The organism is Acidobacteriota bacterium, assembly GCA_030697165.1.
Lineage (GTDB): Bacteria > Acidobacteriota > Vicinamibacteria > Vicinamibacterales > UBA2999 > 12-FULL-67-14b.
On sequence record JAUYQQ010000002.1, the window covers coordinates 26,815 to 42,286 of the forward strand.

The 15,472-nt window shown below is 67.1% G+C and carries 15 protein-coding genes and 1 tRNA gene; all 16 read left to right on the plus strand.

Features of this window, described 5'->3' with window-relative positions; genetic code table 11:
• Positions 1–66: 66 nt before the first annotated feature.
• The 16 genes from Q8T13_01485 to Q8T13_01560 all read left to right on the plus strand — a co-directional run bounded on the left by Q8T13_01485 (position 67) and on the right by Q8T13_01560 (position 15,465).
• Positions 67–2,157 (plus strand): S8 family serine peptidase, encoded by a 2,091-nt coding sequence (locus tag Q8T13_01485; GenBank protein MDP3716421.1) that lies wholly within the window; start codon positions 67–69, stop codon positions 2,155–2,157.
• Complete coding sequence (locus Q8T13_01490; GenBank protein ID MDP3716422.1) at positions 2,157–2,816, plus strand: GNAT family protein; 660 nt, start codon at positions 2,157–2,159, stop codon at positions 2,814–2,816. The genes Q8T13_01485 and Q8T13_01490 overlap by 1 nt, the downstream gene beginning before the upstream one ends.
• 115 nt (positions 2,817–2,931) lie before the next feature.
• Entirely contained in the window at positions 2,932–3,981 is a 1,050-nt protein-coding gene (gene queA, locus Q8T13_01495) for a tRNA preQ1(34) S-adenosylmethionine ribosyltransferase-isomerase QueA (GenBank protein ID MDP3716423.1), read from the plus strand.
• Between the two features lie 67 nt (positions 3,982–4,048).
• Entirely contained in the window at positions 4,049–4,993 is a 945-nt protein-coding gene (locus Q8T13_01500; GenBank protein MDP3716424.1) for a deoxyhypusine synthase family protein, read from the plus strand.
• A 62-nt stretch (positions 4,994–5,055) separates the two neighbouring features.
• Positions 5,056–5,132: transfer RNA gene (locus Q8T13_01505), tRNA-Met, on the plus strand.
• Between the two features lie 18 nt (positions 5,133–5,150).
• Complete coding sequence (gene tilS / locus Q8T13_01510; GenBank protein ID MDP3716425.1) at positions 5,151–6,656, plus strand: tRNA lysidine(34) synthetase TilS; 1,506 nt, start codon at positions 5,151–5,153, stop codon at positions 6,654–6,656.
• 15 nt (positions 6,657–6,671) lie between these two features.
• The gene (gene ftsH / locus Q8T13_01515; GenBank protein ID MDP3716426.1) at positions 6,672–8,582 is read left to right on the plus strand and encodes an ATP-dependent zinc metalloprotease FtsH; all 1,911 of its coding nucleotides are present in this window, start codon (positions 6,672–6,674) and stop codon (positions 8,580–8,582) included.
• 53 nt (positions 8,583–8,635) lie between these two features.
• Positions 8,636–9,451 carry a dihydropteroate synthase gene (gene folP, locus Q8T13_01520; protein MDP3716427.1) on the plus strand — a complete coding sequence of 272 codons (816 nt, stop codon included), beginning with the start codon at positions 8,636–8,638 and terminating at the stop codon, positions 9,449–9,451.
• Positions 9,452–9,470: 19 nt separating this feature from the next.
• Positions 9,471–10,286, plus strand: a complete 816-nt coding sequence (cdaA, locus tag Q8T13_01525) for a diadenylate cyclase CdaA (protein MDP3716428.1) — start codon at positions 9,471–9,473, stop codon at positions 10,284–10,286.
• Entirely contained in the window at positions 10,286–10,936 is a 651-nt protein-coding gene (locus Q8T13_01530) for a CdaR family protein (protein MDP3716429.1), read from the plus strand. Before cdaA ends, Q8T13_01530 begins: the two co-directional genes overlap by 1 nt.
• Positions 10,933–12,264 carry a phosphoglucosamine mutase gene (gene glmM, locus Q8T13_01535; GenBank protein MDP3716430.1) on the plus strand — a complete coding sequence of 444 codons (1,332 nt, stop codon included), beginning with the start codon at positions 10,933–10,935 and terminating at the stop codon, positions 12,262–12,264. The genes Q8T13_01530 and glmM overlap by 4 nt, the downstream gene beginning before the upstream one ends.
• Positions 12,257–12,994 carry a pyridoxine 5'-phosphate synthase gene (locus Q8T13_01540; GenBank protein ID MDP3716431.1) on the plus strand — a complete coding sequence of 246 codons (738 nt, stop codon included), beginning with the start codon at positions 12,257–12,259 and terminating at the stop codon, positions 12,992–12,994. Before glmM ends, Q8T13_01540 begins: the two co-directional genes overlap by 8 nt.
• Positions 12,987–13,742 carry an alpha/beta fold hydrolase gene (locus Q8T13_01545; GenBank protein ID MDP3716432.1) on the plus strand — a complete coding sequence of 252 codons (756 nt, stop codon included), beginning with the start codon at positions 12,987–12,989 and terminating at the stop codon, positions 13,740–13,742. Before Q8T13_01540 ends, Q8T13_01545 begins: the two co-directional genes overlap by 8 nt.
• An 11-nt stretch (positions 13,743–13,753) precedes the next feature.
• The gene (locus Q8T13_01550; protein MDP3716433.1) at positions 13,754–14,356 is read left to right on the plus strand and encodes a tetratricopeptide repeat protein; all 603 of its coding nucleotides are present in this window, start codon (positions 13,754–13,756) and stop codon (positions 14,354–14,356) included.
• 3 nt (positions 14,357–14,359) lie between these two features.
• Positions 14,360–14,623, plus strand: coding sequence for a hypothetical protein (locus Q8T13_01555; GenBank protein ID MDP3716434.1), 264 nt, complete (start codon positions 14,360–14,362; stop codon positions 14,621–14,623).
• Positions 14,620–15,465, plus strand: coding sequence for a class II aldolase/adducin family protein (locus Q8T13_01560; protein ID MDP3716435.1), 846 nt, complete (start codon positions 14,620–14,622; stop codon positions 15,463–15,465). Before Q8T13_01555 ends, Q8T13_01560 begins: the two co-directional genes overlap by 4 nt.
• Positions 15,466–15,472: the final 7 nt, after the last annotated feature.

Genomic DNA, 15,472 nt, shown 5'->3' on the forward strand with positions numbered 1-15,472 from the left:
GCTACTAACAGTTCAGAAGGCGACACCAGTCTGGCGAAATCGAGCTATTACGGGACATAGTCACTGTTGCACTCACGACAGCAACTACTTGTTCTCTCTGTCGTTTCGGGTGCTAGACTCTGCGAGATTCAGCTACTGTTCGGCCGAAGTGTTTGGCCCGACCGGCTGGTTGTTGAGATGACCATGATGTTCAGAATGCGATCTCGCTTGGTTGTGACGACCGCCTTGGCGGCGCTGTTAGGCGCTGCCGGGTCAGCGTCGGCTCCACAGGACAAGCTCGATCTGGCGCTTCGCGACGGCAAGGTGCGGGGCCAGTCGCAGAGAGTCATCGTGATGGCCGAGATCGGTGGCGAAGCACGAGTACGTGAGTTGCTCGCGAAGCGCGGCGTTCGCATCGAGGCCGAGCTTGGGATTATTGATGCGGTTACGGTAACGCTGTCAGCTGCCGACCTCACCGCGGTCTGCGAAGAGAGCCCGGCCGTACGTTCCTGTTCCATCGACGGCGAGGTCACTTCACTCGACAATGGCGACTTCAAACGTAGTCGCGCGACGAAGAATCAGGAGCAGGCGCCAACCACGTCCGCCACGAGCACGATGCTCGGCACCCTCGGCTTGCCGTCTGCCGGCGCGGGCGGTAACGGCGTCACGGTGGCGCTGATCGACTCCGGCATCGACCCGGCCTTGTTTGCCGGCCGCATCACGGAAGTCCGGGACTTCACCGGGAGCACCGAGCCCGATTTGGACGAATACGGGCACGGCACACACCTGGCCGGCCTCATCGGTGGCAACCAGAAGCTGCCAGACGACGCCGAGTATCAGGGCGTCGCACCGGGTGTGGACTTCGTCTCGCTCAGGGTCCTGGGCTACCAAGGCATGGGCTTTACGACGGATGTCATTGAGGCCATCGAGTTCGCCGTCAAACATAAGTCACGCCTGAGCATCGACATCATCAACCTGGCGCTCGGTCACCCCGTCTACGCGCCTGCCTTCTACGACCCTCTGGTTCAGGCCGTCGAGGCGGCGTCCAGGGCCGGCCTCATCGTCGTGGTCTCCGCCGGCAACTTCGGTGCAGACCCGAAAGGAAAGCTGGGATACGGAGGCATTACCTCGCCAGGCAATGCGCCCTCGGCGATCACGGTCGGCGCGGTGGATCACAAGGGCACCCTGACGCTTGACGACAACCGCATCGCTGACTACAGCTCGAGCGGCCCGACGTGGTACGACGGCTTCGCCAAGCCCGATGTCGTGGCCCCTGGCCACTACCTGGCCTCGGAGGTGGCGGCTGGCAGTACTCTCGAGAATCTCAAACTGACGCGTCCGGAGTTATTCGTCACGGCGCCGTCCGGGACCAAGCAGTTCATCCACCTGTCTGGCACCAGCATGTCGACAGCCGTAGCCACCGGTGTGGTGGCCCTGCTCAAGCAGCAGCGTGCTGATCTCACACCGAACCTGGCCAAGGGCCTGCTGCAGTACACCGCAATTCCGCTCAGGAACGACCGCGGCGCGCTCTACAGCCCCCTCCGTCAGGGCACCGGCGAGGTGAACGCCGCGGGCGCCTTGGCCCTGGTTGGCGCGATCAAGACGAAAGTTCCCACGCTTGACCCGCTCGATACCAACAGCCAGGCAAAGTGGTGGGGACCGGCTAAGCGATCGCAGCTCATTCAGGCAACTCAGATCGCCGGCGTCACCTACGCCTGGGCCGGCAACATCGTCTGGGGCAATAACATCGTCTGGGGCAACACGGTCTTCTACAACCTGCCGATTTGGGGCCTCAACATCGTCTGGGGCAACAACATCGTCTGGGGTAACAACATCGTTTGGGGCAATGGCCTGACGATTGGCCACAACATCGTGTGGGGCCACAACATCGTCTGGGGCAACAACATCGTCTGGGGCAACAAGCTCGTCTGGGCGAAGAACATCGTCTGGGGCGACAACCTCGTCGGAGTCAAGGCCGCCGACGACGGCAACATCGTGTGGGGCAACTTCGACGAACAGAATATTGTCTGGGGTAACTTCGACGACGGCAACATCGTCTGGGGAAACCTCTTCGATGACAACATCGTGTGGGGCAACTCTAATGACAATATCGTTTGGGGCAACGACAACATTGTCTGGGGCAATGTCGTGCTGACGACCGGAAAGGGAGGCAAGTAATGGAGAAGATGCCTTACCAGCCGGAACTCGATCGCGCGGTCGACGCGCCGTCGGCAACCGCCACGGTCACCACCACCGACTGGCGTTCGGGCCTGCCCGTGCTGGCCGGCTCGAACTTCACGCTGCGCGAACTGCAAATCGACGATGCGCCGTCGCTGCTGGCGATGCTCACCACCGAGGAAGTGGCGCGCTTCATCTCGCCGCCGCCGACCACGGTCGACGGTTTCGAACGCTTCATCGCCTGGACGCACCGCGAACGGCTGACCGGCAGCTACATTTGCTTCGGCATCGTGCCGCAGGGTATGAGCCACGCCGTCGGCCTCTTCCAGCTACGCTCGCTCGAACCCGGGTTTGCCTCCTGCGAATGGGGCTTCGCCATGGGGTCGTCGTTCTGGGGCACCGGCGTGTTCGCCGAGGGCGCGCGCCTGGTGGTGGACTTCGCGGTCGACGTGGTCGGGTCGCAGCGCCTCGAAGCGCGCGCGGCGGTGGCCAACGGCCGTGGCAACGGCGCCTTGCGCAAGATTGGCGCCGTGCAGGAAGGCGTGCTGCGCCGCTCGTTCCTGCGCAACGGCCAGTATCACGACCAGGTGCTGTGGTCGATTCTTGCCGAGGACTGGCGCTTGCAGCGCCTGGACCTGCTGCAGGTAATGGTTCACTAGGACACGACTCTCGTAATACGTTAAGGCCCGGACGCCTCCAGGGGGTGTTCGGGCCATTTTTTCGTACACGAAGGTCACTAAGAAATGACTCTTGTCGAGGGCGCGAAGAAATACCGTGGACGTTGCTGATTTCGATTTCGACCTTCCCGAGGGGTTGATCGCGCAGGACCCGCCGGCCGAACGCGGCGGCTCGCGGCTGCTGGCGCTCGACCGCGTCAGCGGCCGCATTGGCCATCACCGGTTCGCCGACTTGCCCGGCTTGCTGCGCGCCGGCGACCTGCTGGTGGTGAACGATACCCGCGTGTTCCCGGCCCGCCTGATCGGCCAGCGCCTGCCTGGTGGCGGTGCGGCCGAGTGCTTCCTGGTGCGGCCGACCGGCGTTGACGACGAGTGGGTGGCGCTGGTCCATCCGGGCCAGCGGCTGCGTGAGGGCGCCCGCATGGTCTTTGCCGCCGGCGATTGCCGCCTTACCGCCGAGGTCGTCGGCATGCACTTTCATGGCCGGCGCACCGTCCGCCTGTCGACCGGTGATGGATCGAGCGTGCAGGACGCCATTGACGCCATCGGGCACATCCCGCTGCCGCCGTACATCAAGCGCAGCGACGCGCCGTTCGACCGCGATCGCTACCAGACCGTGTTTGCCCGCGACCGCGGTTCGATTGCGGCGCCGACGGCCGGCCTGCACTTCACGCCCGCTCTGCTGGACGAACTGCAGGCACGCGGCATCCTGCGCGCGGCCGTCACCCTGCATGTCGGGTACGGCACGTTTCAGCCGATCCGCGTCGAGCGCGTCGAGGATCACGAGATGGAGGCGGAGCACTACGAGGTGTCCGCGGCGACGGCGGAGGCGCTGACGGCGGCCAGGCGCGAGGGCCGGCGCATTGTCACCGTCGGCACGACCTCGACGCGGACGGTCGAGTCGCTGGCCATCGATGCCGCTGGCGCGGTCCAGCCCGGGCGCGGCGAGACCGCGTTGTTCATTCACCCTGGGCACCGGTTCCGCCTGGTGTCGGGCCTGGTGACCAACTTCCACCTCCCGCGTTCCTCGTTGATCATGCTGGTGGCGGCGCTGGCCGGAAGGGAACACGTGCTGGCGGCGTACGAAACTGCCGTCCAGGAGCGTTATCGGTTCTATAGTTACGGCGATGCGATGCTCGTTCTTTGACGGGAGGTCACTACCCGTCGGGAGGGCAGTGCTGGTCGGGCGGACGCGTCCCGTCGGGATCCATTGAATGAAGCTGCCATACGAAGAGTTCGACCTGACAGGCGTCAAGACGTATCCGCTGCGCACGCGCGCGAGCAAGGTGACGCTGGCGCAGTTTGCGACGCCTTACCAGAAGGGGAGTGGTGTCGACGGCCTGTTGAAGACCCTGCCGTCACTGCTGGCGTCGGCCGACTTCAAGGCGGTGGTGCAGGCGCTGCTCGCGGCACGGCAGGGTGACCGCGCCATCATCTGGGGTCTCGGCGCACACGTGCTGAAGACCGGCTTGTCGCCGGTGATCGTGGACCTGATGGAGCGAGGGTTCGTCTCGGCGATCGCCACCAACGGCGCCGGCATCATTCACGACTTCGAGATTGCGCTGTCGGGCGCGACCTCCGAAGACGTGGACGCCACGCTCGGTGCCGGCACGTTCGGCATGGCCGAGGAGACCGGCACACAGCTGAACCAGGCGATCGTCGACGGCGTGGCCAGGGGCCTCGGGCTGGGGCAATCGGTCGGCGCCTTTCTCGCGGGCCAGCGGGCGCCCTTTGCGCAGATCAGCATTGCCGCGAACGCGCACCGCCTCGGCATTCCCCTCACCGCGCACGTCGCGATTGGCACCGACATCATCCATATGCACCCGCGGGCGTCGGGCGCGGCCATCGGCGAGGCCAGCCTCCGCGATTTCAAGTACTTCGCCTCGAGCGTCGCCCGGCTCGAGGGCGGCGTCTTCCTGAATTGCGGTTCCGCGGTCGTGTTGCCCGAAGTGTTCCTCAAGGCGGTCGCGATTGCCCGCAACGACGGCCGATCGCTCGCGGGCCTGACGACGGTGAACCTGGATTTCCTGCGGCATTACCGGGCCTTGACCAACGTGGTGTCACGGCCGACGGCCGGCATCGGCAAGGGTTACTCACTGACCGGGCATCACGAAATCATGCTGCCGTTGCTGGCGGCGGCCCTGATCGAGGGCGCTTAAGAGTCGTAGCGCAGCAAGACCTTGCCGGGTTTGGCGGGCCTGAAGTACCATCAAAGATTCGTGCCGGAGTAGCTCAGCCGGTTAGAGCACGCGTCTCATAAGCGCGGGGTCGGCAGTTCGAGTCTGCCCTCCGGCACCACGAGTTCAGAAAGTCCCAATGCGCCTCGACGAGCGCGTTCGCCGTTATGCCGCGCAGCACTTGCTGTGGTCGGCCGAAACGCGCGTGATCGCCGCCGTGTCGGGCGGGTCCGATTCCGTCGGGTTGTTCGTCCTGCTTCAGCAACTCGCGGCGGCCGGCGCGTGCCGCCTGGCCGGGCTCGCGCACCTCCATCATCACATTCGCGGCGCCGAGGCCGATGCCGACGCGCTGTTTTGCCGCGACCTGGCGGCTCGTGCCGGGGTGCCGGCGCTCGTCGGCGATGCCGATGTGCCGGCGTTGGCTCGCCAGGCGGGGGTCTCGCTTGAAGTCGCCGGTCGCGATGCTCGGCAACGGTTCTATGCAGAGGTCGTGGTGAGCGAGGGCGCCGCGTGCGTCGCGACCGCGCACACCCGCGACGACCAGGCCGAGACCGTGCTGCTGCGCCTGGTGCGCGGCGCAGGAGCCACGGGCCTCTCGGGCATGGCGCCGCGCCGCGACCACCTGGTGCGTCCACTGCTCGAGGTGTCGCGCGCCGAGCTGCGCGCGTATCTCGACGCCGCCGGCGAATCGTGGCGCGAGGACGTGACCAACGCCGACTGTGCCATTCCGCGCAACCGGATCCGCCATAACGTGCTGCCAGAACTGCGGGCTGTGAACGCGCAGGCCGAGATGGCGCTGGCGCGTGCGGCCGGCATTCTGCGGACCGACGCCGCGTTTCTCGATGGCCTTGCCAACGACGCCGCGGCCCGGCTCGTCAGAATCGAGGCGGGTCGGGCGGGTCGGGCAGGTGAGGCTGGTGCCATGAAGGTAACGGTTGATGGTGCAGGGTTGGCTCAGCTGCCGCTCGCGCTGGCGCGGCGAGTCGCGCTGCGGGCGCTCGAAACCGCGAACCCGTCGCGCTCGTATGGCTTGGAAGAGGCTGAGATGCTTTGCGAGGCGGCTGCCGGCGGTGCCGGCGCCAGCCTCGCCGGCCTCGACATGGAACGTTTCGGCGCGAATGTTGTCTTAGTAAGTAGGGCTTGTCCCGCCGAAGCTCGCGACGCGTCAGGCGAGCGGCGGCGGATGCCTAAGGTGCCTGAGGTGCCTGAGGTGCTTGATGTGGTGTCCGGCTTCAGCCGGACCATGCCGCGCACCGAACCGTTCGAACTCCAGCTCGACATCCCCGGGGCAGTTGACGCGCCGCACGGGCGCTGGACGCTGAGCGCCAGCGGTCCTGTTCCGCGGCACGAGGCTTCGATCGAAGCGGGACAGGTAATGGTGGATGCCGGCACCGTCGGCCGCGGTTTTATTGTCCGGCCACGCCGGCCTGGGGATCGTCTGCATCCATTAGGAGCCCCCGGCCGCAAGAAGGTTCAGGACGTGTTCGTGGACCGGAAAATTCCACGGGACGACCGTGACCGGGAACCGATTGTGACTGACGAAGCGGGCCGGATTGTGTGGGTGGCGGGGCAGGTGTTGGCAGCGCCCTTCCAGGTGACCCCGCTCACGACGACCGTGGTAGTCTTGACCCTGAGGCGCCAGTAGCGCCTGGAGGTAGTGTTGAACACGACAGTAAAGAGCGTCGTTTTCTGGGTGGCGATGATCGTGCTGGTCGCCCTGGTCTGGAACTTCTCGTCGCGCTTCCAGCGTCCCGAGTCGGAGTTCAGTTTCAGCGAGTTTGTCTCGTTGGTGGACTCGGGCCAGGTGGCGCGCGTCAAGATCACGGGCAACGAGTTGACCGGTCTGACGCAGGCCAAGGAACCGTTCCGCACCTACATCCCGTTCCAGTACGAAGGCCTCGTCAACCGGTTGATCGACAAGAAAGTGATCGTCGAGGCGAAGGAACCGACGGCCTCGCCGTGGGCCGCGCTGCTGCTGTCGTGGGCGCCGATCCTGCTGTTGATCGGTTTCTGGATTTTCTTCATGCGCCAGGTGCAGAGCGGCGGCAACAAGGCGCTGTCGTTCGGCAAGAGCAAGGCGAAGCTGTCCTCGTCCGCGCAGAAGAAGGTGACGTTCCGCGATGTCGCCGGGGCGGAAGAAGCCAAGAGCGAGCTCCAGGAGATCATCGAGTTCCTCAAGGAGCCGCAGAAGTTCCAGAAGCTCGGCGGCCGCATTCCGAAAGGCGTGTTGCTGATGGGCCCGCCGGGCACCGGCAAGACCCTGCTCGCGCGCGCCGTGGCGGGCGAGGCCAACGTGCCGTTCTTCTCGATCAGCGGCTCCGACTTCGTCGAGATGTTCGTCGGCGTCGGCGCCTCGCGCGTGCGCGACCTGTTCGAGCAGGGCAAGAAGAACGCGCCCTGCATCATCTTCATCGACGAGATTGACGCGGTCGGCCGTCACCGCGGCGCCGGCCTCGGCGGCGGCCACGACGAACGCGAACAGACCCTCAACCAGCTGCTGGTCGAGATGGACGGCTTCGAGTCGAACGAAGGCGTCATCCTGATGGCGGCCACTAATCGGCCCGACGTGCTGGACCCGGCGCTGCTGCGGCCCGGCCGCTTCGATCGCCGCGTGATCGTCAACCGTCCCGACGTGCGCGGCCGCGAGGGCATTCTCGCCGTCCACACCCGCAAGATCCCGATGTCGGACGATGTCGACATCAAGATCCTGGCGCGCGGCACCGTCGGCTTCACCGGCGCCGACCTCGCCAACCTCGTGAACGAAGCGGCCCTCAACGCCGCCCGTGACGGCAAGAAGCTGGTCTCGATGTACCACTTCGAGTACGCCAAGGACAAGGTGATGATGGGTGCCGAACGGCGCTCGATGATCGTCACCGAGGACGAGAAGAAGGTCACCGCGATCCACGAGGCCGGACACGCGCTGCTCGGCGTCCTGCTGCCGCACGCCGACCCGCTGCACAAGGTGACGATTGTGCCGCGTGGCATGGCGCTCGGCTTGACCATGTCGCTGCCGACCGACGAGAAGCACAACTACTCGAAGAACTACCTGGTCGACCAGATCGGCATCCTGCTCGGCGGCCGCATCGCCGAGGAGATCACCACCGGCAACATCACCACCGGCGCCGGCAACGACCTCGAGCGCGCCACCGACCTGGCCCGCCGCATGGTGTGCGAGTGGGGCATGAGCGAGTCGATGGGCCCGCTGACCTTCGGCAAGAAGGAAGAGCAGATCTTCCTCGGCCGCGAGATTGCGCAGCACAGCGACTACAGCGAAGACACCGCGGTCAGGATTGACGGCGAGGTCCAGCAGATTGTCGGCAACCAGTACAAGCGCTGCACGGCGCTGCTGACCGAGCACAAGCAGAAGCTGACGGCCATTGCCGATGCCCTGCTCGTCCGCGAGGTCCTCGACGCCGACCAGGTGCGCCGGATCGTCAACGGCCATCCGCTCGACGAAGTGCCGGCCGCCGAGATTCCGTCAGCCGCCGATGCGGCCCCGGCCCGCGAGAAGGATCGGCCGTCGCTCGTGCCGCCCATGCAGCCGATTCAGAAGCCGCTCACCCAAGAGTGATCGCGGCGCCGCGTCGGTCGTTTTCGGTTCCTCTGCCGGGCCGGGCACCTTTGGTGCTCGGCCCGCGCACTTTGGTGATGGGCGTGATCAACGTCACGCCCGATTCCTTCTCCGACGGGGGCCTGGCCCTCGACCCCCGGCACGCCGCCGACCTCGCCGCCGCCATGGAAGCGGCTGGCGCCGACATCATCGACATCGGCGCTGAATCGACACGCCCCGGCGCCACGCCGGTGGGCACCGCCGACGAACTGGCGCGCGTCCGTCCGGTGCTCGAGGCCATGGCGTCGCGGGTCCGCGTGCCCATTTCGATCGACACCTACAAGAGCGAGGTCGCCCAGTTCGCCCTTGGCGAAGGCGCGTCGATCGTGAACGACATCAGCGGGCTGCATTACGACCCGCGCCTGGGTCCGCTCACGGCCGCGCAGGGCGCGCCGATTGTGCTGATGCACACGCGCGGGCGCCCACAGGACATGTACGCGCACGCGGCTTATGCCGACGTGGTGGCTGAGGTGGCCGCCGACCTGCGGCAGGCCGTCGTCCGCGCCCGGGCCGCCGGCATTGCCGACGAGAGCATCTTGATCGACCCAGGCCTCGGCTTCGCCAAGCACGCTGCGCAAAGCCTGGCGGTGCTGGCCGGCCTCGAGCGGCTGGCCGACCTGGGCTTCCCCGTGCTGGTCGGGCCCTCGCGCAAGTCGTTCATGGCCGCGTCAACCGGCCCGCTGGACCCCTCACAGCGCGACTGGCCGACGGCCGCCGCCGTGACCGCCGCCATTCTCGGGGGCGCCCACATCGTGCGGGTCCACCGGGTGGCGGAGATGGTCCACGTCGTCCGCGTCGCCGACGCCATTCGGGACGCTTCGGGGGCCTGACGCACTAAACTAGCAGGGCGTGTCCTTCCTGACCGAACTGCTGCAGCGGCCGCCAGTCACCTGGTGGGACGTGCTCGACATCCTGATCGTCTCGATCTTGATTTACGAGCTGCTCAAGCTGATCCGCGGCACGCGCGCCGTGCAGATGGCCGTGGGTATCGCCTTCATCGTCGGGTTGTTCTATATCTCCCGCGGCTTCCAGCTCGAAACCGTCAACTGGCTAATCCGCAACGTGGTCGGCTACGTGGTATTTGCGGCCATCGTGCTGCTTCAGGCCGACATCCGCCGCGCGCTCGTTCATCTTGGCCGGGGCCGCCTGTTTCGCCGCCTCAACCGCAAGGTCAGCGACGATGACACCATCGAAGAGCTGGTGGTGGCCGCCAGCAGCCTGTCGGCGAAAAAGACCGGTGCCATTATCGTGATCGAGCGGGCAATCGGCCTGCGCAACTACATCGAAAGCGGCATTCCGCTGGACGCCAAACTGACCTACGATCTGCTGGTCAGCATCTTCCAGCCGACCTCACCGCTGCATGACGGCGCGGTGATCGTGCAGAGGGATCGCGCGGCGGCGGCGGCCTGCTTCCTGCCGCTCACCATCAATCCGCGCCTGAACCGCGAGTTTGGTTCGCGCCATCGCGCGGCGATTGGCATCACCGAGGAGAACGACGCCGTGGCGATCGTGGTGTCGGAAGAGACGGGCCGCATCTCGTTGGTGGAGGACGGCGATCTGGAGCACGACCTCGATGCCGATCGGCTGCGGCAACGGCTGAAGGCGCTGGTCACCTTGCGGCCGGCCGGTGCCAAGCCACGTCCGGCGGGGTATTCACTGAGCTGATGGCCTACCATCCCTTCCGCAACCTCGGGCTCAAGTTCCTGTCGACGTGCATCGCCGCGATGCTGTGGCTCGTCATTGCCGGCGAGCGTGTCGTCGAACGGGTGCTGCGGGCGCCGGTCGAGTTCCAGAACCTGCCCAACGGGCTCGAACTGGTGGGCAACCTGCCCGACACGGTTGAAGTGCGCTTGCGCGGGTCCTCTGGCACGCTCAGCCGCATGGGTGCGGGCGATCTGGCCGCGGTGCTCGACCTGCGCACCGCGCGCCCGGGCCGCCGCCTGTTTCACCTGACGCCGTCGCAGGTCACGGTGCCGTACGGCATCGACGTCGTGCAGGTCGGGCCGTCGACCGTGACGATGGAGTTCGAGGCGTCGGGGGTCAGGACGGTTCCGGTGGAACCGGACATCGAGGGCCGGCCGGGCCCAGGATTCGAGGTGACCTCGGTCACGAGCGATCCGGCCACGGTTGAAGTGGCAGGCCCCGAAAGCGCGTTGAAGCGGCTGGACGCGGTGGTGACCGAACCGGTGTCCGTGAACGGCGAGACGCGGTCGATTCGCGAGGTCGTGACCATTGGCGTACAGGACGCCAGTCTGCGTCTGGTCACACCCACGACCGCGGTGGTGACGGTGACGATTTCTCCAAGGCGACCATGAAACTGTTTGGCACGGATGGCATTCGGGGCAAGGCCGGCGTCGCGCCGCTCGAGCCCGCGACGGTGGCGCGGGTGGGTGAGGCGCTGGTGCGCTCGTTGATGGACGGGGCATCGCCCCATCGCTTTGTGATTGGCCGCGACACGCGCGAGTCGGGCGAGTGGATCGAGCAGGAGCTGGCGCGCGGACTGACCAGCGGCGGCGCCACCGTGGTTAGCGCCGGCGTGCTGCCCACACCGGCGATTGCCTACCTGGCGCGAACTGAGGGGTTTGATGCCGGCCTGGTGATCTCGGCCTCGCACAACCCGTACGAAGACAACGGCATCAAGGTGTTCGGCGGATCCGGCGTCAAGCTCACCGAGAAGCTCGAGGCCTCGGTCGAGATGCTGGTGGCCGACCCGTCGTGGCAGGTCGCCGCCGCGCCCGGTGTGATCGACCGGCAGGACTTGTCGGGTCACTACCTGGAGCACCTGGCGTTGATTCTGGACGATGCCGGGCCGCTGGCGGGTTCGCCGATCATCGTCGACTGCGCCAATGGCGCGACCGCCACCATGGCACCGGCGTTCCTGTCGTCGCTCGGCTTCGACGTGCAGCCGATTGGCGTGACGCCGGATGGCCGCAATATCAACCTCGATTGCGGGTCGACCCACCTGGCCGGCCTCGCCCGCGAGGTGGTGAGCCGGGGCGCCCGCATGGGCATTGCCTTCGACGGTGACGGCGATCGCGCGTTGTTTGTCGACGCGTCAGGCTCGGTGGTTGACGGCGACGCGGTGTTGCTGATGGCGGCGTTGCACCTGAAGCGCGAAGGCCGCCTGCCGGGCGACACGGTGGTCGCCACCGTCATGAGCAATCTCGGCCTCGAGGTGGCGTTGCGCGCTCGCGGCGTCACCCTGGTGCGCACGGCGGTTGGCGACAAGTACGTGATGGAAGAGATGGTGAAGCGCGGCTGCGCGCTCGGCGGCGAACAGTCGGGCCATATCATCTTCGCGGATCACCTGTTCACCGGCGATGGCCTGGCGACCGCGCTGAACGTGCTGCGCATCATGGCGCAATCGGGCCGCGAGCTGGCCGACCTGGCGGGCGAGCTGGTGACCTACCCGCAAGTGCTCGTCAACGTGCGCCTGAAGCAGCGGTCCGACTACACGCAGGTGCCGGCGATTGCCGCCACCATCGCGCGCGTCGAGCACGGACTGGCCGGCCACGGACGCCTGCTGATTCGCTACTCGGGCACCGAACCGCTGCTGCGGATCATGCTCGAGGGCAAGGATCAGGCCGAGATTCGGGGCTGGGCCGACGAGATTGCCACGGTCGTGAAGGAGCAACTTGCCTAAGCTGTCGGTGAACGTGAACAAGGTGGCGACCGTGCGCAACTCGCGCGGCGGCCACCTGCCGTCGGTGATCGAGGCGGTGCGGACGTGCGTCGATGCCGGCGCACCGGGCATCACCGTGCATCCGCGTGCCGACGCGCGGCACATCACCACCGCCGACGTCCACGACATCGCCGGTGAGCTGGCTTCGCTCAAGGGCCGCGTCGAGTTCAACATCGAAGGCGACCCGCGCCAGGACCTGATCGACCTGGTGCTCGCGGTGAAGCCCGATCAGTGCACGCTCGTGCCGGTGTTCCCCGGCGAGATCACGAGCCAGGCCGGATGGCCCGCCGATACGCCGCAGGCCGCACTGGCCGGCGTGATCAACGGCATGAAGGCCGCCGGCGTGCGCGTCAGCCTGTTTGTCGATCCCGAGCCGGCCGCGATTTCCTGGGCGGCGGCGATGGGCGCCGACCGCGTCGAGCTCTACACCGAGCCGTTTGCCCGCGCCTTCGAGCGCGGACCGGCCGCGGCCGAGCAGAGCTTCGCGCAGTACGTGGCCGCATCAACGCTGGCGTTCGAGCTGGGGGTGGGCGTCAATGCCGGCCACGACCTGGACCTGAAGAACCTCACGCTGTTTCGCACCCTGCCGCACCTGGACGAGGTGTCAATCGGCCACGCGCTCGTCAGCCGCGCCATTTTCGTGGGCCTCGGCCGCGTGGTGAAAGAGTACCTGGCGGCGCTCGATGGCTGAGAATGTGGCGTCGGGCTTCTTGACCGCCGTAGCCTTGGCGAAGGTGGTTAGCCGGACCATCACGATCGCGGTCGCCATCCTGTGCCTGACGAGCTACGCCGAGGCGTCCGGGCGCGCCGTCACCTTTCCGTCCCTCGACGGCACCAGCCTCGCCGGCGAGTTCTACGAAGCCTCGTCGCGCCCGGCGCCCGCCGTGGTTCTGGTGCACATGCTCACGCGCACCAAGGCCGACTGGGGCGGACTGCCAGACCGGCTCCAGGACGCCGGCATCACGGCGCTCACGTTCGACCTGCGCGGCCATGGCGGCTCGTCGGGGTCGTCGCAGTCCCTGGCCGAGATGGTCCAGGATGTCCGCGCCGCGACCGCGTGGCTGGCCGCTCGCCCGGGCGTTCGGCCGGGAGCGGTGGCACTCGTCGGCGCCTCGCTCGGCGCCAGCCTGTCGTTGCTCGCCGCGGTTGAGCTGCCGGCGGTCCGGACCATTGCGCTGCTGTCACCCTCGCTCGACTACCGCGGCCTGCGCACCGACGTCGGCCTGGTCAGGCGGCTGGGTGCCCGGACCCTGTGGCTGGCGGCCAGCGCCGAGGATCCGCTGGCGTTGCGGACGCTGCGGGATTTTGCGGCCGACACCGCCGGTCCGCGTGAACAAGTTATTTCGACCACGGCCGCGCACGGCACGGCCCTCCTGGAGCGCGACCCGGAGGTCGGGCGCGCCCTGGTGGACTGGCTGCGCCGCTCGTTGTTATCCTGAGGGTTCCCCACATGAGAGCGGATGCAATCGTCTTCGGCGTTGCCGGATCACTGTTCGGCTTGATCATCGGATGGGTGCTCGGCACCCAGAATGCGGCCGGCTCGGTGCGTGCCGCCGCTCCCGCAGCGCAGGCGGCGCCGGCGACCGCCGGCGCGCCGGCCCAGGCCCCGCCGCCGCTCGACCAGTCGCGCGTGCAGGCCCTGCAAACGGTCGCGGAGGGAGATCCCAAGAACGTCGAGTCGCGCGTGCAACTCGGCAACCTGTTCTTCGACTCCGAGCAGTACCCACAGGCGATTGGCTGGTACGAGCAGGCGTTCGCCTTGGATCCGGCCAACCCGAACGTGTCGACCGACCTCGGCGTGGCCTACTACTACACGAACCAGCCCGACCGCGCCCTGGCGCAGTTCGAGAAGTCGCTCGCGGCCGATCCCCGGCACACCAAGACGCTGCTGAACGTGGGCATCGTTCGCGCGTTCGGCAAGAACGACCTGCCGGGCGCCGCCAAGGCCTGGGAGGAAGTGGTGGCGCTGTCACCCGATTCGCCCGAAGGGCAGGCCGCCAAGAAGGGGCTCGAGGGCGTCCGGAACACCGCCCCCGGAACCGCGGGGAAATAACCTGTGTTTCGCTTCATCCTGCTCCTCGTCCTGTTCGCGGTATTCGCCAGGCTGTTCTGGCGATTCGTCGAGGGCGTGGTGCGGGGCGCCACCATTCCACCGCCCGGCGGCGCGCGGGCCAACAGCGCCCCGTCGCCGGTGAAGATGCAGCCCTGCCCGGGGTGCGGCACCTACGTGGTGCCCGGCAAGGCGATTAGCGGCACGAGCAGCGGCGCCGCCGTTTACTTCTGCAGCGAGAAATGTCGTAGCGAGCACGCGGTCCGATGAACGCCGAAGAACAGGCCCGCGCCGACATCGTCGAGGTGGGCCGCCGTCTCTGGGAGCGCGGCTTTGTGGCCTCGAACGACGGCAACATCAGCGTCCGCCTCGACGACCGGCGCTTGATCACCACGCCCAAGAGCGTGTCGAAGGGGTTCATGACCCCCGACATGATGGTGATCACCGATCTCGACGGCAAGCGCATTGCCGGCGAGCGCGAGCCCTCGTCGGAGCTGAAGATGCACCTCGAGGTGTATCGCAACCGCCCCGATGCCCGCGCCGTGGTCCACGCGCACCCGCCCACGGCGACCGGGTTCGCGGTGGCCGGCATTGCGCTCGATCGCGCCGTGCTGGCGGAAGTCATCACGACGCTTGGCAGCATCCCCCTGGCGGAGTACGCGACGCCATCGACCGAAGAGCTGCCGGCAGCGGTTCGCAAGTACGTCAAGGCCCACGACGGCATGCTGCTGGCCAGTCACGGCGCGCTGGCGCTGGCCGGCGACGTCATGTCGGCGTACTACCGCATGGAGACCATCGAGCACTTCGCCAAGATCAGCCTGGTGGCGCGGACGTTAGGCCGCGAGAACGTGCTGTCCCGGGGTGAAGTGGACCGGCTGCAGGGCCTGCGTGGCATGTACGGCATTGCCTCGCCCGCGCCGATTTGCACGGACGAGTCCAACCCAACGACGGGCGGGCAGCTGGATTGCCAGGTGGTGCAGGCGCCGGAGTCGGCTGAGCGGCTGGTGCTCCACAATTTGCCGCCGCCGCCAACCGGCACGGACGGGGAAATTCGGCTAACATACCGCGAGCTGACCGCCTTGATTGAGGATGCGGTCAGGCAGCTTAAATAGGGTTCTG